We start from the raw sequence: 22,663 nt of genomic DNA on the forward strand, positions 1-22,663 counted from the left end.
CCACCCCGGCGGGGGCCCTCGGCCCCCGGGGGACCGACCTTTGGGGCCGCCGGGCGCCGGGGGGGGGGGGGGGGGGGGGGCGGGGGGCCGGCCGCCCCCCGCCCCCGTCGTGACCCCGGGGCCCCGGGCGCCGCAGGGGCCCTCTAGAGCCGCGCCGCGTGGTCGTAGAGGCGCTTGGCCTCGGCGCCCAGGCGCGGGCCGTACTGGGTGCTGCGGTCGTCGGCGTACTTGAAGCTCACCACCGAGGAGATGGTGCCCTGGCCGGTCGCGGTGTCGAAGTCGGTGAACCAGGGGCCGCCGCTGGAGCCCTGGGTCATGGTGCAGCGCACCCCGTTGGCCGTGGTGCCGCCGGTGTCCGGGACGGTCCGGCCGGAGCAGTAGTGCAGTTCGCGGCCGTCGTAGGGGGAGGCGGACGGGTAGCCGAAGGTGTAGACCTGCACCCCGTTGTTCACGTTCTGCTCGGACCACGTGGAGAAGGACAGCTTCTGCGCGCCGACCCGGTCCTGCACCGGGGTGCCGCCGTCCTCGTTGAGCACGACCATCGCGAAGTCGTAGCTGTCGTCGGCCCGGTCGGACCACTGCGGGGCGACCATGAGGTCGCGGGCGGTGAACTTGCCGTGCGGGCTGTCGCCGGAGGAGTACCCGGGGACGAAGGTCCAGTTCTGGGCCCAGGAGCCCCTGCCGTCCTTGGCGCAGTGCCCGGCGGTCACCAGGGTGCTCTTGTTGGCGGAGTCCACGACCGAGGCCGAACAGGTGAAGTCGCGGCCGTCCATGGTCAGGTACACCTTGCCGGTGGTCTGGGTGACCTTGCCGCCGTCGTTCCAGCGCTCGCCGTCGCTGTTGGGGCTGGACGCCTGCGGCTCGACGTCGGCGGTCCCCTGGAGCGGGTCGGTCAGCCCCAGGGTTGACTCCACGAGGCTGGTGATCGGCTGGGCGGCGGCCATGCGGTCGCTGGTCCAGTAGTCGAGGACGGCGGTGCGCTGTTCGCCGGTCACGGCCCCCGCCTGGTGGTGGATCCCGTCGGTCCTGGAGACCGGTGTCCGGTTCTCGGGAGCGGGGAGTTCGGGGGCGAGGGCGTCCGGAAGGACGGCGGAGGCGTGGATGGCCTGGGAGACGGCCGAGGCCGGGGCGGGCAGGTGGTCGATGAGGGCGAGGCCCCCGAAGGCGACCGCGGCTGCGGCCAGCGGGGCGAGGATCCTGCGTGCGGTGGGCGAGGTCATGACCACGATCTTCGCACACTTGGAGTAACTCGATGACTACTTTGGGTTTGTGTCGCGGCTTTCTCGGGCATGCGACCGGCCGACCCCGCGCGAGGCGGGTCGACCGGTCGCCCGGCCCGTGGTGTCCGGTTGACCGGAACACGGGGTTTCGGCGCCGATCAGGGGTGAAAACCCGGGACCGGCGCCCACCGCGGCCTAGCCGATCGGAATGGTCACCCGGGTCGGCGCCTCCTCCGGAGAGGACACCGTGACCCGGTTCCCGATCCGGCTCTCACTGACGTAGCGGGGGTCCTTGCTGTCCACCACCACGGCCAGACGGTGACCGGCCGGGACGTCCCACACCACCGACGAGAGCTCGGTCTCGACCGTCACCGGCGCGCCCGGGGTCGCGTCGCGCAGGGTGTACGGGGCGTGGCTCAGCAGGGAGCCGGTGCCGCGCTCGTTGATCGCGTACAGGTACACGAAGACCGACTGGTCAGCGGCGGTGGGGGTCACCGTGAACGTCACCTCGGGGGTCCCCGCCACGCGGACGCCCTCGGGGTGGGCGGGGCTGGTCCACACCGCGGCCCGGTAGCGGTCGACGGTGGGCAGCAGGACCCCGGTGGGCACGTCGAAGAACTGCTGGAGCGCCCCCGAGAGGATGACCGTGCCGCTGTGCGCGGTCGTGCCGATCCCGGTGCGGAAGCCGTAGTCCCAGCCCGTGGCGGGCTCGTCGCCCATCGCGCCGTCGCTCTGCCAGCGGCCCCAGGTGGAGCGGGGCTCGTCGAGGTGGTACTCGTCGGTGGACGCCGTCACCGAGGGCCAGTCGGCGTGCGAGGTCCACCCGCCGTTCCCGTTGTTGGGCCGGACACGCACCGGGTCCTCGGCGCCGACGCCGTTGTCCTCGCCCTTGAGGTGGTGGTCGAACCAGCGGCCCAGGTCCTCCCACACCTCGTTGGGCAGCCCCACCGCGCCGAACGCCTCGGGGGTGGCGTGGTCGCCGGGGGTGAGCATGAGCCGCTTGGGGCCGGACAGCTCCTCGTAGAAGTCCGCGATGTGCCCGACGGGGAACATGCCGTCGTTCCATCCGTGCGCCATCATGACGGCGGTCCCGTTGGCGTTGATCTGGTCCACCTTGGTGGCGGCGGAGCGGTCCGGGGCCATCTCCAGGATGGGGTCGACGTTGCCGCGCCGGTACTCGCGCTCCATCTCCCGGAGGGAGTCCCCGGGGGTGCCGAGCAGGTTCCCGGCCAGGAGCAGCAGTTCGGCCGACTGCACGTCGATGGTCCGGCCGGGGTAGAGCGAGGCCTCCAGGTCGGCCCAGCCGCTCATGGAGCCGACCGCCCTCACCCGGTCGTCCTCGGCGGCGGTGAGCAGGCTGATCCCGCCGCCGTAGGAGATGCCCGCCATGCCGATCCGGTCGGCGTCGGCCTCGGTGTTCTCCAGGGCCCAGTCGATGACGGCGCTGGCGTCGGCCCGGTCCTCGGGTCCGGCCACCTCGACGCCGCCGCCGGAGTCCCAGAACCCGCGCGAGGTGTAGGCGACGACCTGGTATCCGGACTCCTCGGCCAGCTTCTTGGCCGCGCCGACGTACAGGATGTGCGGGGTGGCCCAGGCGGAGGGCATGACGAGCAGCGGGCGCGGGCCCTCGGCGTCGGTGGGGGTGATGACCTTCGCCTTCAGTTCGGTGCCGTCATGGCTGACGATCGTCTCGTAGCTGATGGTCGAGGAGATCGTCACCGCCGAGGCGGGGGCCGGTGACAGCGCGGCCACGGCGACGGCGGCCGCCACGGCTGTGGCGGAGAGGGCGTGGAGTCGCGTGCCGAAGGGGGCGCGCTCTCGGGGTGGGGGAGAGATGCTGACTGAGGGCATGGCGGGAACCTCTGGGGTGGGGGCGGGGGAGGCTCCGATGGTCGCTCGCGCCAGCACCATCGGGGGAGCCGGACGCACCGGCGGTGATCGGCGTCGCACTGTACTGTGAGGTAACTTACTCGCCAGTCAAGTTAGGCGATCCACCGCCCTTTGTAAAGACCCGGGGCGCGCGCCTCCCCGGAGTGCGCTCCCGCGCCGCTGTCGCACTGTGAGGGTTTGTCCCCGTGCCCGCCGCCGGGGTGCGCTCGTGCGGCGGACCGGCTTCCACCTCGGTGCCTGCCACCGGGGCTCCCCCTCCCCGCTGCCCGCCGTGCGCCGCCCACACCGAGGGTTCGCCCGGCCGTACCCGGGGGTTGTCCACAGGGCCCCGGCGCTGGGCCGCCGGGTGCGCGACAATGGAGGGGTGCGAGAAGAACAGCAGCGAACAGTAGTGATCCTCGGCTCCACGGGCTCGATCGGGACCCAGGCCGTCGACATCGTCCAGCGCAACCCCGCGCGCTTCCGGGTCGTGGGCCTGGCCGCCGGGGGAGGCCGCGCCGACCTGCTCGCCAAGCAGGCCGTGGAGCTCGGGGTCGGGCACGTGGCCGTGGCGGACCCCGCCCGCGCCGCCGACCTCACCCGCCTGCTGCGCGAGCAGGGCAGCGACGCCGAGGTCCTGGTCGGAGCGGAGGGTGTCGCCGCGCTGGCCGCGCACCCCTGCGACGTCGTCCTCAACGGGATCACCGGCGCCCTGGGGCTGGAGTCCACCCTGGCCACGCTGCGCGCGGGGACCACCCTCGCCCTGGCCAACAAGGAGTCCCTCATCATCGGCGGGCCCCTGGTGCGCGACCTCGCCGCGCCCGGCCAGATCATCCCGGTCGACTCCGAGCACTACGCCATCGCCCAGTGCTTCCCCCACCTGCCCGAGGACGAGCTCACCAGCCCGGCGCAGGGCCTGGTCCACGCCGCCCGCGCCGACGTGCGCCGCCTGGTCGTCACCGCCAGCGGCGGTCCCTTCCGGGGCCGACGCGCCGAGGAGCTCACCGGCGTCACCCCCGCCGAGGCGCTGGCCCACCCCACCTGGAGCATGGGACCGGTCATCACCGTCAACTCCGCGACCCTGGTCAACAAGGGCCTGGAGGTGATCGAGGCCAACCTCCTGTTCGACGTGCCCTTCGACCGGATCGACGTCGTCGTGCACCCGCAGTCGGTCGTGCACTCCATGGTCGAGTACGTGGACGGCACCACCCTGGCCAAGGCCAGCCCGCCCAGCATGATGATCCCGATCGCCTACGGGATCGGCGCGCCCGACCGCGTCCCCGACGCCGCCCCCGGCATGGACTGGACCCGCGCCCAGAGCTGGACCTTCGAGCCGCTGGACCACGAGGCCTTCCCCGCCGTGCGGCTGGCCGCCGAGGTCGGCGCGGCGGGCGGCACGGCGCCCGCCGTCTACAACGCCGCCAACGAGGAGGCGGTGGACGCGTTCCTCAAGGGAAACCTCGCGTTCCCGGCCATCATGGACACTGTCTCCCAGGTAGTCTCTGAACACCGGCGGGCGGACCATCCGGGTACCTCGACCCTGACCCTGGACGACGTGTACGCCGCTGACACCTGGGCCCGAACCCGCGCGCGCGAGCTGCTCACCCGCGGCTGAGGACCGACATCGGCTTGAGGAGAGATGCATGGTCGTTCTGCTGACCGTGGTCGGGATCGTCCTGTTCGTCGTGGGACTGCTGTTCTCGATCGCCTGGCACGAGCTCGGCCACATGTCCACGGCCAAGATGTTCGGGATCAAGTGCACCGAGTTCATGGTGGGCTTCGGCAAGACGCTGTGGTCGGTGCGCAGGGGCGAGACCGAGTACGGCATCAAGGCCGTCCCGCTGGGCGGCTTCGTGCGCATGGTCGGCATGCTGCCGCCCGCCAGGGAACGGCGGGACACCGGGGCCCGGAAGATGTCCCGCTGGCGGGCGATGGCCGAGGACGCCCGCGAGGCCTCCTACATGGAGCTCTCCCCCGAGGACCAGGACCGGCAGTTCTACCAGCGCGCCCCCTGGAAGCGCCTGATCGTCATGTTCGCCGGTCCGGGCATGAACCTCGTGCTCGCGATCATCCTGCTCGGCGTGCTCTTCATGGGCATCGGCGTGCACCAGGAGACCCCGCAGATCGGGTCGGTCCGCGAGTGCGTCGTCCCCGCCGGAGTGACCGCCACCGAGTGCACCGACGAGTTCGCGCCCACCCCCTCCCACGAGGCGGGCCTGGAGCCGGGCGACGTGATCGTCTCGATCGACGGCCAGCCGGTGACCGGCGACACCGTGAACGGACAGATCCGTCAGTCCCTCGGCAGCACCGAGTTCGAGATCGAACGCGACGGCGAGCGCTTCACCACCGACGTCGACATCGTCGAGAACGAGCTGCCCGCCCGGAACTCCCAGGGCGACATCGTCTACGACACCGACGAGCGGGGTGACCTCGTCTACGACGAGCAGGGGCGCCGGGTGGCCGCCACCGAGGTCGTCGGGTTCCTCGGCGTGGTGTTCGTCCAGGAGCGCCAGCCGCTGACGGTGGGGGAGTCGGTCTCCGAGGTCGGCACCATGCTGGTCGGTGTGGGTGAGGCGATCATCGCCCTGCCCAGCCGGGTCCCCGAGGTGTTCGGCGCCGCCTTCCTGGGCGAGCAGCGCACCGAGGACTCCCCGGTGGGCATCGTCGGCATCTCCCGCATCGGCGGCGAGATCATGTCGCAGGGCCTGCCGGTGATCGACACCGTGGCGATCATGATCAGCATCCTGGCCAGCGTCAACCTGTTCCTCTTCGCCTTCAACATGCTCCCGATCCTGCCGCTGGACGGCGGGCACATGGCCGGGGCGCTCTGGGAGTCCGTCAAGAAGTGGACGGCACGGCTGTTCAGGAGACCGGACCCGGGGCCGGTGGACGTGGCGCTGCTGACACCGGTGGCCTATGTGATCGTCGGCTGCTTCTTCGTCTTCAGCGTCATCCTCCTCGTGGCCGACCTCATCAACCCCGTGCGGTTGTTCGGCTGACCCCTCGGGGGCGGCTCGGAGCCGCCCCCGAACCGTCCCCGAGGGATGAACACCGGTTGAACTGGTGTGAGCGCGGCCACGAAGGGCCGTGTGTCGCCCCAAGGGCGGGTAACCTGGAGGTCGCGTACCGGGATCGCCGCCGTGGCGGAGGCCACCGAGACGGAGCACCCGGACACGCCTCCGGGCGCCGCCGTGCGCGCCCTTCTCCACGAATCGGACGACATCAAGTGCCGCCCTCCCTCCGGCGGCAGACGAGGTGAACCAAGCGTGACCATTGATCTCGGTATTCCCGCCACCCCGCCGCGCCCGCTGGCGACCCGGCGCAAGACCCGGCAGATCATGGTCGGGAACGTGCCCGTGGGCGGGGACGCGCCGGTGTCCGTGCAGTCCATGACGACCACCCGCACCTCCGACATCAACGCGACCCTCCAGCAGATCGCTGAGCTGACCGCCTCCGGCTGTCAGATCGTCCGCGTGGCCGTCCCGACCAACGAGGACGCCGACGCGCTGCCGATCATCGCCAGGAAGTCGCAGATCCCGGTGATCGCCGACATCCACTTCCAGCCCAAGTACGTGTTCGCGGCGATCGACGCCGGGTGCGCCGCCGTGCGCGTCAACCCGGGCAACATCAAGAAGTTCGACGACAAGGTCGCGGAGATCGCCAAGGCCGCCTCCGAGGCCGGCACCCCGATCCGCATCGGCGTCAACGCCGGTTCGCTCGACAAGCGTCTGCTCGCCAAGTACGGCAAGGCCACCCCGGAGGCGCTGGTGGAGTCGGCGCTCTGGGAGTGCTCGCTGTTCGAGGAGCACGGCTTCCGGGACATCAAGATCTCCGTCAAGCACAACGACCCGGTCGTGATGGTCAACGCCTACCGGCTGCTGTCGCAGGCCTGCGACTACCCGCTGCACCTGGGCGTCACCGAGGCCGGTCCGGCCTTCCAGGGCACCATCAAGTCGTCCGTGGCCTTCGGCGCCCTGCTGTCGGAGGGGATCGGTGACACCATCCGGGTGTCCCTGTCCGCCCCGCCCGCCGAGGAGGTCAAGGTCGGCGCCCAGATCCTGGAGTCCCTGGGGCTGCGCGAGCGCGGCCTGGAGATCGTCTCCTGCCCGAGCTGCGGCCGTGCCCAGGTGGACGTGTACACGCTCGCCGAGGAGGTCACCGCCGGGCTGGAGGGGCTGGAGGTGCCGCTGCGCGTGGCCGTCATGGGCTGCGTCGTGAACGGTCCCGGCGAGGCCCGCGAGGCCGACCTGGGTGTGGCCTCCGGCAACGGCAAGGGCCAGATCTTCGTCAAGGGCGAGGTCATCAAGACCGTGCCCGAGTCCAAGATCGTGGAGACGCTGATCGAGGAGGCCATGCGCATCGCCGAGGAGATGGGCGAGGCCGGGGTCGAGGGCGAGCCCAGCGTGTCCGTGGCGAGCTGACCCCCTCCCCGTCGGGGGAGGAACCACGCTTCGAGGGGAGTACGGCGGCGGCCGTGCTCCCCTTTGTCGTGTCCTGACGCCGCCTTGACGTGGAACCCGCCGGACGGGGTGGGAACACCCGGGGCGATCGGACGCTTACACCTACGGGCGGGACCCGCGTCGTCGCTGGTCACGAGAGCCTGATCACCGTGAGTCATGTCATGTGGCACGAGTCACCACGGCGTGCGTTTTCTTGCGTCGGTGCGCATGATTCGGGCCCGGAAAGCGGACATGGGCAACGAATGTGGGTCATGTTACTCACGCAACACCATTAACGTTGCCCAAGGCACAAGTGGGGTCCCGTTGGTTCGCGACGGCGCCGATCCGGTGTGCCCACCCGCAGAACGTCGAGGAGTCATTTCGTGGTGGACCAGAAGAGCCCCGCGCGGGCGGACGCTTCCGCGCCCACGCTGGGGCGGCGTCTGAGCCGACGCAAGCCGGTCGAGAAGCTCGTGGCCGAGACCGAGGGCGGCCACGGCCTGCGCCGCACCATGGGGTTCTGGCAGCTGTCCATGATCGGTATCGGCGCCACCCTGGGTACCGGCATCTTCGTGGTCCTGGGCGAGGCGGTCCCGATCGCCGGACCCGCCGTCATCCTCGCGTTCGTCCTGGCCGGTGTGACCGCGCTCTTCTCCGCGCTCGCCTACGCCGAGATGGCCGGGATGATCCCCGCCTCCGGCTCGGCCTACTCCTACAGCTACGCCACCATGGGCGAGTTCATGGCCTGGGTGTGCGGCTGGTGTCTGATGCTCACCTACGGGGTCTCCGTGGCGGCCGTCGGCGTCGGCTGGGGCCAGTACATCAACGAGCTTTTGCACCTGACCACGGGTCTGTCGCTGCCCGGCGCGCTCCTGGCCGGACCCATGGAGGGCGGCCTGGTCAACGTGCCCGCGGCCGTCGTCGTCCTGCTGTCGATGTTCGCCCTGCTCGCCGGGGTGCGGGAGAGCACCCGCGCCAACGCCGTCATGGTCACCATCAAGATCGCCGTGCTGGTGATGTTCGTGGCCATCGCGGTCACCGCCGTCCAGCGGGGCAACTTCGCGCCGTTCATGCCGATGGGCATGGCGGGTGTCTCCGCCGCCGGCGCCACCCTGTTCTTCTCCTACATCGGCTTCGACTCCGCCTCCACCGCCAGCGAGGAGGCCCGGAACCCGCAGCGCGACCTGCCGCGCGCCATCATGTTCTCCATGATCGTGGTCACCGCGATCTACTGCCTGGTGGCCTTCAGCGCGGTCGGCGCCCTCAACTGGACCGAGTTCGCGGAGGGGCGGACCTCCCTGGCCGGGATCCTCACCGTGGTCACCGGCACCCCGATCTGGGCGGTCATCTTCGCTGCGGGCGCCGTCCTGGCTCTGGCCAGCGTCGTCCTGGTCGTCCTCTACAGCCAGACCCGCATCCTCTTCGCGATGTCCCGCGACGGGCTCATCCCGGCCGCCTTCTCCAAGGTGGACGACCGGGGCACCCCGCGCGCCAACACGATCATCACCTCGGTGTTCATCGCCCTGCTGGCCGCCCTGATCCCGCTCGGCCCGCTCGCGGACGCCACCGCCATCGGCACGCTCTTCGCCTTCGCCCTGGTCAACGTCGCCGTGCTCGTGCTGCGCAGGAACCGCCCCGACCTCACGCGCGCCTTCCGGATGCCCGGAGCCCCGGTGACCCCGGTCCTGGGCGTCCTGGCCTGCGCCTACCTGATGCTCAGCATGCCGGTCAGCGTGTGGGTCGCCTTCGGCGCCTGGCTCGTGGTGGGTCTGGCCATCTACTTCGGCTACAGCATGCGGCGCTCCGCGCTGGAGGACGAGCCCACGGTGCGGGTCGGCTCCTGACCGGGACCGGGCACACGTCGGACGTGTGAGCACGGGCGGGGCCGGGGCAATCCCCCGGCCCCGCCCCACGTTCACTCTGGGACCGTGGACGCGAGCGAACGGAGCGTGACACCGCGATTTCGCGCAACGAACCACGACGAATCGCCGCGAACTCGCAACGGAGTGCACGTCGTACACACGGTTCCCACGCACTGCTCCACCTAGAGTGGACGCGGCCGACCAGCGGCGACGCACCAGGAGGTACGCAGCGATGCCCGCACCACTGCGCGTGGCCCTCGACCAGGGCACGGGACGCAGCGGCGACCCCGCCTCCTCGCTCCAGCGGCTCCGCGAGCGGGCACGCGAGGCCGCGGCCGAGGGCGCGACCCTGCTGGTCACCCCCGAGATGTCGCTGACCGGCTACAACATCGGCAGCAGGGTCCGGGACCTGGCCGAACCGGCGGACGGGCCGCTCCTCGCCGAGGTCTCCCGGATCGCCGCCGACACCGGGGTGGCCATTGTCCACGGGTTCCCCGAACTGGCCGACGGCGACGTGTACAACGCGGTCCGGCTGGTGGACGCCACGGGGGCCTCCCGCGCGCTCTACCGCAAGACCCACCTGTTCGGAGACCTGGACCGGGACCACTTCCGCGCCGGTGACGCACTGGTCGTCCAGGCCGACCTCGACGGCCACCGCATCGGCCTCCTGGTCTGCTACGACGTCGAGTTCCCCGAGGCCGTGCGCGCGCACGCGCGGGCCGGGACCACGCTCCTCGTCGTGCCCACCGCCCTGATGGCGCCGAACACGTCGGTGGCCACCCTCCTCGTCCCCGCGCGGGCCATGGAGAACCAGATCCACGTGGCCTACGTGAACCGCTGCGACACCGAGGGCGAACTCGACTACGTCGGGTTGAGCGCCCTCGTGGGCCCGGACGGCGCCGAGCTGCTGCGGGGCGGGCCCACCGAGGCCCTGCTCGTCGGTGACGTCGACCCGGCCGCCACCGAGGCCTCCCGCGCGGAGCTCTCCTACCTGGGCGACCGCCGACCGGACCTGTACCCCGACGCCTGACATCCATCCCACCCCGCCGCGCCCGCGGCGGTCCACACCCTGCCCCAGTGAAGGAGGGCCCCATGACGTCCGCCGTGCCCACGTCCGCCGGTACCGCACCCGTGTCCGACTCCCGGACCGACGACCGTCCGCTGACCATGTCCGGGCCCGACTTCCCGTTCGCCTACGACGCGTTCCTGGCCCACCCGGCCGGACTGGGCCAGGTGCCGGCCGAGCACCTCGGCACCGAGGTCGCGGTGATCGGCGGCGGGCTGTCCGGAATCGTCACCGCCTACGAGCTCATGAAGATGGGGCTGCGGCCGGTCGTGTACGAGGCCGACCGGATCGGCGGGCGCCTGCGCACCGAGCGCCTGCCCGGCGCCCCCGACGACGTGGTCGCGGAGATGGGCGCCATGCGCTTTCCCCCGACCTCCACGTCCTTCTGGCACTACGCCGACCGCGTGGGCCTGCGTACCAGCCCCTTCCCCAACCCGCTCTCGCCCGCGACCCCGAGCACCGTCGTGGACCTCAAGGGGGAGTCGCACTACGCGACGCACCTCGACGACCTGCCCGAGCTCTACCGCGACGTGGCGCGCGCCTGGGACCGGACCCTGGAGAGCGTGGAGCACACCCGGATGCAGCGGGCCATCCGCGACCGCGACGTGGCCACGCAGAAGGAGATCTGGAACCGGCTGGTCGAGCGGTTGGACAACCAGACCTTCTACGGCTTCCTGTGCGAGTCCCCGGGGTTCGCGTCGTTCCGCGACCGCGAGGTCTTCGGCCAGGTGGGCTTCGGCACCGGAGGCTGGGACACCGACTTCCCCAACTCCATCCTGGAGATCCTCCGGGTCACCTACACGGGCGCCGACGACGACCACATGGGCATCGTCGGGGGCGTGGACCAGCTCCCGCTCCGTCTGTGGGAGGACGCCCCGGACAAGCTCGTGCACTGGGCGCGGGGGACGTCGCTGGCCTCACTGCACGGTGGTGAGCCGCGTCCGGCCGTGACCGCGCTGCGCCGCACGGCGGCCAAGGGGTCCCCGGCGGGCAACCTCACCGTCACCGACGCCTCCGGTTCCACCCGCACCTACCCGGCGGCGGTGTTCACGGCGCAGTCCTGGATGATGCTGTCCAAGATCGACTGCGACGACGACCTGCTGCCGATCGACCACTGGACCGCGATCGAGCGGACCCACTACATGGAGTCCTCGAAGCTGTTCGTGCCGGTGGACCGCGCGTTCTGGCGGGACCGGGACCCGGAGACCGGCCGTGACGTCATGAGCATGACGCTCACCGACCGCATGACCCGGGGCACCTACCTGCTGGAGGGGGAGGACCCGGACGGCCCGGCGGCCATCTGCCTCTCCTACACCTGGTGCGACGACTCGCTGAAGTGGTTGCCGCTGTCCGCCAACGAGCGCCTGGAGGTCATGCTCGCCTCGCTCGGCAAGATCTACCCGGACGTGGACGTGCGCTCGCACATCACCGGTGACCCGGTCACGGTGTCCTGGGAGGACGAGCCGTACTTCATGGGCGCGTTCAAGGCCAACCTGCCCGGGCACTACCGGTACCAGCGCCGCCTGTTCACGCACTTCCACCAGGCGGACCTGGCCGAACGGCACCGGGGTCTGTTCCTCGCCGGTGACGACGTGTCCTGGACCGCGGGGTGGGCCGAGGGCGCCGTGCAGACCGCCCTGAACGCGGTGTGGGGCGTCATGCACCACTTCGGCGGCGAGACCGACCCGACCAACCCCGGCCCCGGCGACCTGTTCGACGAGCTGGCCCCGGTCGCCCTCCCCGAGGACTGACGGGGCCGGAGGAACTCCGGCGCCCCCGATCCCCGGCGTCGGGCCGGGTGGGGTCAGGGGGTGTTCTGGTCCGACGGGTCGGGGTCGGCGGTACCGGCGAGGATGGGCTGGTCCACCAGGCGGGAGAGCACCAGGGTGCTCTTGGTGCGGACCACGAAGGGCTCGGCCCCGATCCGCTCGATGACCTCCTCCAGGTGCTGGGTGTCGCGGGCGCGCACCTGCACGATGGCGTCGGCCTCCCCGGTGACGGTGCAGGCCGAGGTGACCTCCGCGTACCCGGACAGGCCGATCCGGATCTCGCCGGGGGACGTGCGGGCGCGGCAGTACAGCTCGATGAAGGCCTCGGTGGTCCAGCCGATCGCCTGGGGCTCCACGACCACCGTGAAACCGCGCACGGCCCCGGACTCGATCAGACGGTCCACGCGGCGCTTGACCGCGGAGGGGCTGAGGCCGACCCCGCCGCCGATCTCCGCGAAACTCGTCCGCGCGTCCGCGCCGAGCATCGCGATGATCCGCTCGTCGACACGATCAAGCCGCATTCTGCCCCTTTGTCCATTTCTGATCTGACCAGGGCACATGTTACCGGGGGAGTGCTCGAATGGGGCCCGTGTCGCTTCCGGAGGTCACGCCGGGTAGCGGTGAGAATGCATGAGGACATCATGGCCGGTATCGGGGGTAAGCGAGTGCGTTCATCGGGCACACAGTGGGCAGCCGTCTCCGTCGGGGTGCTCCTGGCCTCACTGGTCGCCGTGCCCACGGCCACGGCCGGGACGGCCGCACCGCCGACCACCCGGATCGACCAGAGCGCGCTCGACTGGCGGCCCTGTGAGGACCTCGCACCGGTGAGCGGCACGGAGATGGAGTGCGCCACCCTGACCGTGCCCATGGCCAGGACCACCGGCGGCCAGCGCGTCGGCGACCTCGCGGAGACCCTCCAGATCGCCCTCTCCCGGGTCCCCGCCACCGGCACCGCCGAACACACCCTCCTGGTCAACCCCGGCGGGCCGGGCAGCGCCGGACGCGCGTGGGCCGCCCACACCCACAACCGCATGCCCGAGGAACTGCGCGAGATCTACGACGTGGTCTCCTTCGACCCGCGTGGCATGGGCGCCTCCACACCCAACGTCACCTGCGACCCCGGTTACTTCGCCCCCGTCCGCAAGGACTCCGTCCCGGCCGACGCCGCTGAGGAGCGGGCCCTGCGTGAGGACGCCGAGGCCTACGCCGCCGCCTGCGCCGAGAACACCGGGCCGCTCCTGGACCACATGCGCACCGAGGACACCGCGCACGACATGGACGCCATCCGCGTCGCCCTCGGCCTCGACCGGATCGACTACCTCGGCTACTCCTACGGCAGCTACCTGGGCACGGTCTTCGCCTCGCTGTACCCCGACAGCGTGCGCGCCGTGGTGCTGGACAGCGTCGTCGACCCGAGCCTGCCCTGGTACGACAGCAACCTCCTCCAGAGCCGGTCCCTGGACCACGCGGCCGTGAACTTCTTCGACTGGATCGCCCGCCACGACGCCGTCTACGGACTGGGCACCGACGGCGAGACGGTCGCCGCCGCCTTCTACGACCTGCGCGCCAGCCTCCGCGAGGCCCCGCTGGAGGACACGGTCGGCCCCACGGAACTGGACGGCGCCGTCTCCGTCGTCGCCTACAGCGGCAACTCCTGGCCCACCGTTGCCGCCGCGCTGGCCGCCCGGATCAACGACGCGGACTCCGCCCCGCTCCTGGAGCTCCACGGGAACTACGGCGACGACGCCGACAGCGACCCCGGCTTCGGCGGCTACCTCGCGGTCCAGTGCACCGACGCCCCGTGGCCGCGTGACTGGGACACCTGGAACAGGGACGCCCGGCAGGTCCACGCGGACGCGCCCTTCCTGGGGTGGCACAACATCTGGTACAACGCGCCGTGTGCCTCGTGGTCCAGCGAGTCCGACCCCTGGTTCAAGGTCGGTGACGGCCCGGACGAACACCCCGCCTACGACGGCGACGCGCTCGTCGTGCACGCCACGGAGGACGGCGCGACCCCGATCGCGGGCGCCTACTCCCTGCGCGAGCGCCTGCCCGGCTCCGCGCTGGTGATCGAGGACGGCGGCATCACCCACGGCGTCGCGCTCACCGGGAACGCCTGCGTGGACGAGACCGTCGTCGCCTACCTCCGGGACGGGGTCCTGCCCGAACGCGGCGCGGACGCCCCCGACGTCACCTGCGAGGCCCGGCCCGAGCCCGCCCCGCGTGACGCCCCGGGCACCGAGGCCGCACAGGTGGACCGCCTCGGACCGATCGGACTCGAAACATCCAGGTGAGTCCGGACAGACGGTCTAATAGGCTGGAATCGGCGCGAATTCGTCGTGGGCCCATGAACCGATCCGGTGACCGCCGGAGACGGTGACCGGGAAGATGGGGGAGATGCGATGCTGCGGACCTCGGCGGTACGGATTCTGGGAGAACGCGACCGGGAGGCCGTCCGCGCGCTCCTGGACGCGGACCCCGTGGGCAACGTCTTCGTCGCCTCACGACTGATGACCACGGGCATGACCGGCGGAGCCGGGGCCGAGGTCTGGGGACACACCGAACGCGGCAGACTCACGGCCCTGTGCTACTCGGGGGCCAACCTCGTCCCGGTCAACGCCGGACCCGCCGCCGTGCGCGGGTTCGCGGACCACGCGCGCTGGCGCGGCCGACGCTGCTCGTCGATCGTCGGCCCCGTCGAGGCGGTCAGGGACTTCTGGGAGCAGATCACCCCCGCCTGGGGGCCGGCCCGCGCCATCCGCGCCAGCCAGCCGGTCCTGGAGATCAACGGCCCGCCCGTCGTCGCCCCCGACCCCCTGGTGCGCCGGGTCCGCGTTCACGAGATCAACACCCTCGTCCCCGCCTGCGTGGCCATGTTCACCGAGGAGGTCGGTGTCCCGCCGGACTCCGGCGACGGCGGCGCCCTCTACCGCGCCCGTGTCGAGGAACTGGTCCGCACCGGCCGCGCCTTCGCCCGGATCGAGGACGGCCGCGTGGTGTTCAAGGCCGAGATCGGCGCCGTCACCCCCCAGGCCTGCCAGGTCCAGGGCGTGTGGGTCCACCCCGATCTGCGCGGTCAGGGGTACGCGAGCGCGGGCATGGCGGCCGTGGTCAACTACGCCCGCGCCGAGATCGCCCCCCGGGTGACCCTGTACGTCAACGACTTCAACGCCCCTGCCAGGGCCACCTACCAGCGCGTCGGCTTCCGCCAGGTCGGGGAGGTCATGTCGGTGCTCTTCTGAGCCTGACGCATCACCGTCAGGTTGCGGACCGACCGGGGCCCGGCGCCGAGGTCGCTGGGTACCGTTGACGGGCTCCCTCACCCTCGCCGCAGAGAGGCCCCATGCTCCGCAATCCGACCGGCCGCGCACGGCTGGGGCTGGCCCTCCTCCTCGCCCTGCTGACGGTGCTCGGCCCGCTCAACATCGACATGTACCTCCCGGCCTTCCCGGAGATCTCCGACGACCTCGGCGCCAGCGCCTCCCAGGTGCAGCTGAGCCTGACCACCTGCCTGGTGGGCCTGGCCGTCGGTCAGGTGGTGATCGGACCGATCAGCGACGCGCGGGGCAGACGCGGGCCGCTCCTGGTCTGCGTGGCCCTGTTCGTCCTCTCCTCGGCCCTGTGCGCGCTCGCTCCCAACACCGTGATCCTGGTACTGGGCCGCTTCCTCCAGGGCTTCACCGCCAGCGCCGGGGTGGTGCTCTCCCGCGCCGTGGTGCGGGACGTCTTCGACGGCACCGCGCTCACCCGGTTCTTCGCCCTGATCATGGTGGTGGTCGCGGTCGCCCCGATGGTCGCCCCGATCGTCGGTGGCGGGGTCCTGCTCCTGCCCTCGACGACCTGGCGGAGCGTCTTCTGGGCGCTGGCCCTGCTCGGCGCCGTGATCCTCGCGGTCTCGGCGGCGCGCCTGCCGGAGTCCCTCTCCGTGGAGCGGCGGATCCCCGGCACGCTCGGGGGCAGCCTGCGCACCATGGGCGCTCTGTTCCGGGACCGTCGCTACCTGGGGTACACGCTCATCGTCGGCCTCCTGCACGGCGGCAGCTTCGCCTACGTCGCCGGGACCCCCTTCGTCTACCAGGACCTCCACGGGGTGTCCCCGCAGGTCTTCGGGTTCCTCTTCGGGGTGAACGGCGTGGGGATCATCCTCGGGAGCACCGTCGTGGGCCGTCTCAGCGACCGCCACGGCGAGCGCTCCCTCCTCGCGGTCGCCGTGGTCACGGCGGTGGCCGCCACCGCCGTGGTGCTCGCCACCGCGCTCCTCCACGGGCCGCTGGTCCTGCTCGTCGTGCCGATCTTCGTCTACATGACCTGCATGGGAGTGGTCCTCACCGCGTCCTTCGCCCTGGCCATGGAGGGCCAGGAGAACCGTGCCGGGAGCGCCAGCTCCCTCCTGGGCGCCCTGCCGATGCTCATCGGCGCCGTGGTCGCGCCCATGGTCGGCCTGGACGAGACCACGGCGGTTCCCATGGGCCTGCTGCTGTTCGCCAGCTCCGCCCTGGGCCTCCTGGTCCTGGTCACGCTGGCCCGCCCCGCCGAGCACTCCGCCACCCGTGAGGCCGACCCCCTGCCCTGAGCGGGGTCGGGGGCGGGGCGCGTCGCGCGCCCCGCCCCCGTCACCTCCGCGTCCGGGTCAGCCCTCGGAGACGCGGTCCGTCGAGCCCTTCCGCTCGGCGTCCATGCCCAGGCGCTCGGGGGCGCCGGGGAAGGACAGCTCGAAGTCCGGGGTGTCCGCGATCAGCGCGCGGGTGTACTCGTGCCGAGGCGACGACATCACCTCGCCCACCGGTCCGTACTCGACGATCTCGCCCTTGTTGAGGATGGCGACCCGCTCCGCGATGTTGGAGACCAGAGCGATGTTGTGCGTGACGAACAGAAGCGCCATGCCCTGGTCCTGGAGCTCGCGCAGCAGCTTCACGATCTCCGCCTGCACCGACACGTCCAGCGCCGACGTGATCTCGTCGCACACCAGCAGGTCCGGCCCGGTGGCCACCGCGCGCGCGATGCACACGCGCTGGCGCTCGCCGCCGCTGAGCTGCTCGGGGAAACGGTCCGCGTAGGAAGCGGGCAGGGAGGCCCGTTCCAGGGCCCGGGCCACCACCGCGTCCGGGTCGTCGGGGTTGCCCACCAGGTGCCGGTAGGGGCCCAGGATCTGTTCGCGCACCCGCTTGCGGGGGTTCAGCGCCTCGTACGGGTTCTGGAACACGTACTGCACCCGGCGGCGCTGCTCCGCCGTCCTGCGGTAGCTGCTGGTGGCCAGCGGCTCCCCGTCGAAGAGGATCTCACCGGTGAACTGGTGGTGCAGACCCGCCACCGAGCGCGACAGGGTGGTCTTGCCCGAACCGGACTCGCCCAGCAGTGCCACGCACTCGCCTCGTGAGACCGACACGTCGATCCCCTCCAGCACCTGCGTGCGCCCGTACCCGGCGGCCAGCCCGGAGACCCGCAACAGCGGCTCCTCCACCGGTTCCGGCTCCTCGTGCCCGGAGGTCCTCAGCAGCGGCACCGCCATCAGCAGCTGACGGGTGTACGCGTGCCGGGGGGCGGACAGCACCGTCTGGGCGCGCCCGTGCTCCACGACCTCGCCCCGGTACATCACCGCGATGTCGTCGGCCAGGTCGGCCACCACGGCCATGTCGTGGCTGATGTACACACCGGCGGTGCCGTAGTCGCGGGTCATCGACCGGATGGTCTCCAGTACGTGCGCCTGCGTGGTCACGTCCAGGCCGGTGGTCGGCTCGTCGAGCACGATCACGTCCGGGCGGCCCACGAACGCCATCGCGATCGCCACCCGCTGCTGTTGCCCTCCGGAGAGCTGGTGCGGGTAGCGGCGCAGGAAGGCGTCGTCGTCGGGCAGGGCCACCTCGCGCATGACCTCGCGGACCCGGTCCCGGGTCTCCTGGGCCGTCAGCGCGTCGTCGTGCAGGGCCTCCGTGAGCTGCGTGCCCAGCCGCAGTGCCGGGTTGAGGGCGGAGGCGGGCGACTGCGGGATGTAGGCCACCGCGCGGCCGCGCAGCTCCCGGACCTCGCGCTCGTTCAGCGTGGCCAGGTCCCGGTCACCGACAAGCACCTGACCGCCGACGATCTCCGTGGCGCGCTTGCAGTGCGCCAGCAGGGACAGCCCCAGGGTGGTCTTGCCCGAACCGGACTCACCCACCAGCCCGAGGATCTCGCCGCGCCTCACGGTGATGGACACGCCGCTGATGATCTCGACGTCCGAGGGGCGGCCGATCACGGTCAGCCCGTCGACCACCAGCACGGTCTCGCCATCGTGGCGCCGCGCGCGTTCCGTGTTCTCGTCCAAGGTCACTTCTCGACCCCCCTGTCGATGCCGATCGCCGCGCGGGAGAGCCCGTCGGTGATGAGGTTGGCGCCGACGGTGAGCACCGCGATCGCCGTGACGGGCAGCGCGACCGCCCACGGCTGGATGGCCATGCCCTGGCGGTTCTCGTTGATCATCAGCCCCCAGTCCGCCGTGGGCGGCTGGAGCCCCATGCCGAGGAACCCGAGCACCGCCACGACACCGATCGAGTAGGTCAGACGCAGACCCAGCTCCACCAGCAGCGGGCTGGTCACGTTGGGCAGGATCTCCACCGTCATGATCCGCCAGCGGGGCAGGCCGATCGCCTCGGCCGCCTTCACGTAGTCCTGTTCGATCACCTTGCGGGTGGCCTCGCGGATCACCCGGGCCACGCGGGGCATGTGCGAGACCGCGATGACCGCGACGATCAGCCACACCTTCGGGCCGAGGATCGACATCACCAGCAGGGCGGCGATGAGCTGGGGGAAGGCCAGCAGCACGTCGTTGGTGCGCATGAGGACGTCGTCCACCCAGCCGCGACGGTAACCGGCGATCACGCCGATCACCGTTCCTGCGGCCACGCCGATCCCGGCGGACGCGGCGGCCAGCAGCAGCAGTGTCCAACCGCCCCACAGGAAGCGGGTGAACACGTCACGGCCCCGGTTGTCGCCGCCGAACAGGGTGCCGTCGACACCCGTCTCGAACGGCTTGGACACGAACTCGGTGGCCGTGTAGGGCGCCAGGAACGGCCCCAGCACGGCGATCAGGACGATCAGCCCGGTCAGGGCCACACCGACCTTGGTACGGCCGAACCGCCAGGCGGTCCGGAACAGTCCCGGACGCCGCCGGGGCGACTCCGTGACGGGTGTGCTCGTCGAAGGTCCAGTCATCGGTTCGCGACCCTCACCTTCGGGTTGGCGGCCAGCCCGATCACGTCCGCGACCAGGTTGACGAGGATGTAGATCCCCGCGATGAGCAGGACCACGGCCTGGATCAGCGGCACGTCACGGTTGCCGATGGCGTCCATGAGGACCTTGCCGACACCGGGGAAGTTGAACAGGAACTCGATGGCGACCACGCCGCCGGCCAGCCAGGCCAGCTGGAGGGCGACCACCTGGGCGACCGGGCCGATCGCGTTGGGCGCGGCGTGGCGCCACAGCACCGTGCGCTCGCCCATGCCCTTGAGCCGCGCCTGCTGCACGTACTCGCTCTCCAGGACCTCGATCATCGTCGCCCGCATCATGCGCACGATCGGCGGTGCCACGGCCAGCGCCAGGGTCAGCACCGGCAGGACCCACTGTTCGGGCCCGCCCTCACGGGCGTACACGGACGGGAACACGCCGAGGCCGCCCGGACCGAGGAGCAGGATCAGCAGGATGCCGACCACGAACTCGGGGACGGACGCCAGGACGAGCGTGCCCATGGACGACGTGTGGTCGAAGGCGCGGTCGCGGCGCAGGGCGCTGAACGCCCCGACGAACAGGGCGATCGGGGTCGCGACCAGGGCCGACAGACCCATCAGGGTCAGCGAGCTCCGCACCGGGTCGGTGAGGTACTCGGCGACGGGCAGCCGGTTGGAGAACGACGTGCCCAGGTCGCCCTGGAGCAGTCCCTGGAGCCACTGCATGTACTGCACGGCCACGGGCTCGTGCAGGTTCAGCTGGTCGCGGAGCGCCTCCAGCCGTTCCGGGGTGGCGTCGCGGCCCAGGATGAGCTGGGCTGCGTCGCCCGGCAGCGCCTGCGTGGCCGCGAAGACCACGAGGGACACCGCCCAGAGCGTCAGCGCTCCGAAGAAGAGGCGGACGACGATGAGTCGAGTCATGGTGAGCTTTCGATAGCGGTCTGGAGGTTCGGGAACCGGATGTCCGCTACTGCTCCAGCCACATGGTGTGGAAGGCGTAGGAACCCAGCGGATGGCCGGAGACCGCCGGCTCCAGCCCGTGCACCGAGACGTGGTAGGCGTCGAGCAGGTTCACGAAGCCCCACACGATGTAGCCGCCCTCCTCGTGCTCGATCTCCTGGGCCTTGCGGATGAGCTCGTGGCGCGCGTCCTCGTCGGCGGTCTGACGCGCCTCCTCCAGGTGCTCCAGCCACTCCTCGTGCTCGCCCCACATGGTCTCGTTGTAGGGGGCGCCCACGACCGAGCCCTGGGCGGTCTGGGTGATGTAGTTCCGGGCGCTCCAGAAGTCCTGGCCGAAGGCGTACGGGAAGCCCTCCTCCGGGTTCCAGTAGTCGCTCGGGTTGACCCGGCGCAGGGTCACGGTGACCCCGGCCTCGCGGGCCTGCTCCTGGAAGACCTCGGCGGCGGCGACCACACCGGCGCTGATGTCGGAGGTGACCAGTTCGACCTCCAGGCCGTCCTCGTGACCGGCCTCCGCGAGCAGGCGCTTGGCCTCCGCGATGTCCTGGTCGCGCTGGGGGAGGTCCTCGGGGTAGGACGGGTCCATCCGCGCGTACATGTCGTTGCCGACCTGTCCGTACCCGGCCAGTGCCTGGTCGATCATCTCCTGGCGGTCGACGATGAGACGGAAGGCCTGGCGGACGCGCACGTCGTCGAAGGGGGCCTCCTCCACGTTCATCGTGAAGGGCAGCCACATGCCGGTCTCGGACTCCAGGATGTTCACGTTGGGGTCGCCCTCCATGATGGCGACCTGGACGTGCGGGACCTGGCTGATGACCTGGACGTTGCCGCTGTTGAGGGCGTTGACGCGGGCGTCGTCCTCGGGGAAGTTCACGATCTCCAGCTCGTCCACGTAGGGCAGGCCCTCGATGTGGAAGCCCTCGTGGCGCTCGAAGACGCTGTACTCCCCGACCTTGAACTCGGAGAACTTGAAGGGGCCGGCCCCGATCGGGTTGGCCGGGTCGTAGTCCACCGGGACGACGCAGTTGTAGTACTCGGCGAGCGCCTCGGGCAGGGTCACCAGGGGCTCGTCGACCGGGATCGTCATCTCCAGGTCGCTGACGACCTCGAGCTTCTCCGGGTCGACGCCGGGCATGTCACCCGCGCCGCGCATGGGGTTGTCGGGGTCGAGGATGCGCTTGAGGGAGTACACGACCGCCTCGGTCGTGACCGGGGTGCCGTCGTGGAAGGTCAGGCCCTCCTTGAGCACCAGCGTCCACTCGGTGCCGTCCTCGTTGGGCTCGAGCGACTCCGCCAGGTAGGGCTCGATGGTGCCGTCGTTGTCGAAGCGCATCAGCGCCGCGTACAGCGCGTGGTTGCGCGCGATGTCGACGTTGTCGGTGGGGTCGTGCGCGTCCAGGGTGTCGCTGGCGCCGCCACCGGCGACACCCACCTTGAGGCGGCCGCCGGTCTGGGGCTCGCCGTCGCCGGAACCACCGGAGCCGGAGTCCCCGCCGCCGCACGCGGCCAGGACCGGGGCCACGGCCGCGCCGGCGGCACCGGCCTTGAGGAGGCTGCGGCGGGAGGTGAGGTGGTTCAGAGCGGTGGTGGGGTCTTCGGACTGGGCTGGCACGGGGACACCTCGTGTGGGGACGGGAGCTTCGGAGAGGCCGGGACCCTGGTGACAGACGGTGGCTTGGGGTGCCCCCGGGAGGGAATGTCGGGATCGGCCCCAATCGATACTTGTTCGCACTACAGGAAGCGTCAAACGAGGTCGGGGCGGTCCCGGAGGCGCTCAGGGGATTTCTTACGGAGTGTCCGGGATGGTGTGTGAGGGATTGGTGACATCTGCTGTGGCCTGGGGGTTTCAGGCCGGATGGGAGGGCGTCCGGCGTGTCCGTTCGCGAGCACCGTCCGCGCCGTGGTAGGCACCCCGGATGCGTTTTCGGCGCCCCCTGTTGTGTCCTCATCGTTGCCTGTGAGTAGTGAAAACGTGGCGTTTAGTCGTCGGTTTTCCGTCTTTACCAGGCGCTCGATCACGTAGGGTGACTCTCTCGGGGTGGCGCGGTCGGGTCTCCGGAGACCTCGTGCCCAGCGTTTCGGGGGAGTGCGCGCGCCGTGCGCGGCCGGATATGGCCACGCATTGCCTGGGTGTGGCACGTCACATGGTCCGTCCTGGGGGCCGGGCTGTTTCCTTTGTCCACATCGGGGAGGACACGGGACGAGGTTTTGTGACCAATCCCCGGCGAGAGGAACCCAGGTGTGCTGTTCTGGACCCGGCACACCCTTGTCTAAGGTGA

At 71.1% G+C, this 22,663-nt stretch carries 16 protein-coding genes; 9 read left to right on the forward strand and 7 right to left on the reverse strand.

What is annotated here, in order from left to right; all coding sequences use genetic code 11:
* Window positions 1-143: 143 nt before the first annotated feature.
* The gene (locus ACFW3L_RS20545; protein WP_378742848.1) at window positions 144-1,220 is read right to left on the reverse strand and encodes a trypsin-like serine peptidase; all 1,077 of its coding nucleotides are present in this window, start codon (window positions 1,218-1,220) and stop codon (window positions 144-146) included.
* Window positions 1,221-1,415: 195 nt separating this feature from the next.
* Window positions 1,416-3,071 carry a CocE/NonD family hydrolase gene (locus tag ACFW3L_RS20550; RefSeq protein ID WP_378742850.1) on the reverse strand — a complete coding sequence of 552 codons (1,656 nt, stop codon included), beginning with the start codon at window positions 3,069-3,071 and terminating at the stop codon, window positions 1,416-1,418.
* A gap of 430 nt (window positions 3,072-3,501) precedes the next feature.
* Between ACFW3L_RS20550 and dxr the strand changes: the two genes are divergently transcribed.
* From dxr to ACFW3L_RS20580, 6 genes are all read left to right on the forward strand, one after another.
* Entirely contained in the window at window positions 3,502-4,704 is a 1,203-nt protein-coding gene (dxr, locus tag ACFW3L_RS20555; protein WP_378743073.1) for a 1-deoxy-D-xylulose-5-phosphate reductoisomerase, read from the forward strand.
* Window positions 4,705-4,732: 28 nt separating this feature from the next.
* Window positions 4,733-6,088 (forward strand): M50 family metallopeptidase, encoded by a 1,356-nt coding sequence (locus ACFW3L_RS20560; RefSeq protein WP_378742852.1) that lies wholly within the window; start codon window positions 4,733-4,735, stop codon window positions 6,086-6,088.
* Window positions 6,089-6,355: 267 nt separating this feature from the next.
* Window positions 6,356-7,510: a flavodoxin-dependent (E)-4-hydroxy-3-methylbut-2-enyl-diphosphate synthase gene (gene ispG, locus ACFW3L_RS20565; RefSeq protein WP_378742854.1), complete on the forward strand. Its 1,155-nt coding sequence runs from the start codon at window positions 6,356-6,358 to the stop codon at window positions 7,508-7,510.
* 401 nt (window positions 7,511-7,911) lie between these two features.
* On the forward strand, window positions 7,912-9,372 hold the full coding sequence (locus ACFW3L_RS20570; RefSeq protein WP_378742856.1) for an amino acid permease: 1,461 nt from the start codon (window positions 7,912-7,914) through the stop codon (window positions 9,370-9,372).
* A gap of 250 nt (window positions 9,373-9,622) precedes the next feature.
* Window positions 9,623-10,420: a carbon-nitrogen hydrolase family protein gene (locus tag ACFW3L_RS20575; protein WP_378742858.1), complete on the forward strand. Its 798-nt coding sequence runs from the start codon at window positions 9,623-9,625 to the stop codon at window positions 10,418-10,420.
* A gap of 62 nt (window positions 10,421-10,482) precedes the next feature.
* Window positions 10,483-12,207, forward strand: a complete 1,725-nt coding sequence (locus ACFW3L_RS20580) for a flavin monoamine oxidase family protein (protein ID WP_378742860.1) — start codon at window positions 10,483-10,485, stop codon at window positions 12,205-12,207.
* Between the two features lie 53 nt (window positions 12,208-12,260).
* On the opposite strand, the gene ACFW3L_RS20585 is transcribed toward ACFW3L_RS20580, so the two are convergent.
* The gene (locus tag ACFW3L_RS20585; RefSeq protein WP_378742862.1) at window positions 12,261-12,746 is read right to left on the reverse strand and encodes an Lrp/AsnC family transcriptional regulator; all 486 of its coding nucleotides are present in this window, start codon (window positions 12,744-12,746) and stop codon (window positions 12,261-12,263) included.
* A gap of 120 nt (window positions 12,747-12,866) precedes the next feature.
* Between ACFW3L_RS20585 and ACFW3L_RS20590 the strand changes: the two genes are divergently transcribed.
* The 3 genes from ACFW3L_RS20590 to ACFW3L_RS20600 all read left to right on the forward strand — a co-directional run bounded on the left by ACFW3L_RS20590 (window position 12,867) and on the right by ACFW3L_RS20600 (window position 16,798).
* On the forward strand, window positions 12,867-14,519 hold the full coding sequence (locus ACFW3L_RS20590) for an alpha/beta fold hydrolase (RefSeq protein ID WP_378742864.1): 1,653 nt from the start codon (window positions 12,867-12,869) through the stop codon (window positions 14,517-14,519).
* Between the two features lie 108 nt (window positions 14,520-14,627).
* Entirely contained in the window at window positions 14,628-15,467 is an 840-nt protein-coding gene (locus ACFW3L_RS20595; RefSeq protein ID WP_378742866.1) for a GNAT family N-acetyltransferase, read from the forward strand.
* A gap of 101 nt (window positions 15,468-15,568) precedes the next feature.
* Window positions 15,569-16,798: a multidrug effflux MFS transporter gene (locus ACFW3L_RS20600; protein WP_378742868.1), complete on the forward strand. Its 1,230-nt coding sequence runs from the start codon at window positions 15,569-15,571 to the stop codon at window positions 16,796-16,798.
* Window positions 16,799-16,855: 57 nt separating this feature from the next.
* Here the strand turns inward: ACFW3L_RS20600 and ACFW3L_RS20605 are convergent, their stop codons facing one another.
* Genes ACFW3L_RS20605 through ACFW3L_RS20620 form a run of 4 tightly spaced genes read right to left on the reverse strand, consistent with a single transcriptional unit; the run spans window position 16,856 to window position 21,996 of the window.
* Window positions 16,856-18,532 (reverse strand): ABC transporter ATP-binding protein, encoded by a 1,677-nt coding sequence (locus ACFW3L_RS20605; protein WP_378742870.1) that lies wholly within the window; start codon window positions 18,530-18,532, stop codon window positions 16,856-16,858.
* The gene (locus tag ACFW3L_RS20610; RefSeq protein WP_378742872.1) at window positions 18,529-19,413 is read right to left on the reverse strand and encodes an ABC transporter permease; all 885 of its coding nucleotides are present in this window, start codon (window positions 19,411-19,413) and stop codon (window positions 18,529-18,531) included. The genes ACFW3L_RS20605 and ACFW3L_RS20610 overlap by 4 nt, the downstream gene beginning before the upstream one ends.
* The gene (locus tag ACFW3L_RS20615) at window positions 19,410-20,345 is read right to left on the reverse strand and encodes an ABC transporter permease (protein ID WP_378742874.1); all 936 of its coding nucleotides are present in this window, start codon (window positions 20,343-20,345) and stop codon (window positions 19,410-19,412) included. The genes ACFW3L_RS20610 and ACFW3L_RS20615 overlap by 4 nt, the downstream gene beginning before the upstream one ends.
* A gap of 46 nt (window positions 20,346-20,391) precedes the next feature.
* Window positions 20,392-21,996, reverse strand: a complete 1,605-nt coding sequence (locus ACFW3L_RS20620; RefSeq protein WP_378742876.1) for an ABC transporter substrate-binding protein — start codon at window positions 21,994-21,996, stop codon at window positions 20,392-20,394.
* Window positions 21,997-22,663: the final 667 nt, after the last annotated feature.

The sequence above is a fragment of the Nocardiopsis sp. NPDC058789 genome (genome assembly GCF_042745575.1).
GTDB lineage: Bacteria > Actinomycetota > Actinomycetes > Streptosporangiales > Streptosporangiaceae > Nocardiopsis > Nocardiopsis eucommiae.

Bases quoted from the DNA above. Each gene is read 5' to 3' on its own strand.
- ACFW3L_RS20545 (WP_378742848.1), bottom strand. From the start codon at position 1,220: ATGACCTCGCCCACCGCACGCAGGATCCTCGCCCCGCTGGCCGCAGCC.
- ACFW3L_RS20550 (WP_378742850.1), bottom strand. From the start codon at position 3,071: ATGCCCTCAGTCAGCATCTCTCCCCCACCCCGAGAGCGCGCCCCCTTC.
- ACFW3L_RS20560 (WP_378742852.1), top strand. From the start codon at position 4,733: ATGGTCGTTCTGCTGACCGTGGTCGGGATCGTCCTGTTCGTCGTGGGA.
- ACFW3L_RS20575 (WP_378742858.1), top strand. From the start codon at position 9,623: ATGCCCGCACCACTGCGCGTGGCCCTCGACCAGGGCACGGGACGCAGC.
- ACFW3L_RS20580 (WP_378742860.1), top strand. From the start codon at position 10,483: ATGACGTCCGCCGTGCCCACGTCCGCCGGTACCGCACCCGTGTCCGAC.
- ACFW3L_RS20585 (WP_378742862.1), bottom strand. From the start codon at position 12,746: ATGCGGCTTGATCGTGTCGACGAGCGGATCATCGCGATGCTCGGCGCG.
- ACFW3L_RS20590 (WP_378742864.1), top strand. From the start codon at position 12,867: ATGGCCGGTATCGGGGGTAAGCGAGTGCGTTCATCGGGCACACAGTGG.
- ACFW3L_RS20595 (WP_378742866.1), top strand. From the start codon at position 14,628: ATGCTGCGGACCTCGGCGGTACGGATTCTGGGAGAACGCGACCGGGAG.
- ACFW3L_RS20600 (WP_378742868.1), top strand. From the start codon at position 15,569: ATGCTCCGCAATCCGACCGGCCGCGCACGGCTGGGGCTGGCCCTCCTC.
- ACFW3L_RS20610 (WP_378742872.1), bottom strand. From the start codon at position 19,413: ATGACTGGACCTTCGACGAGCACACCCGTCACGGAGTCGCCCCGGCGG.
- ACFW3L_RS20615 (WP_378742874.1), bottom strand. From the start codon at position 20,345: ATGACTCGACTCATCGTCGTCCGCCTCTTCTTCGGAGCGCTGACGCTC.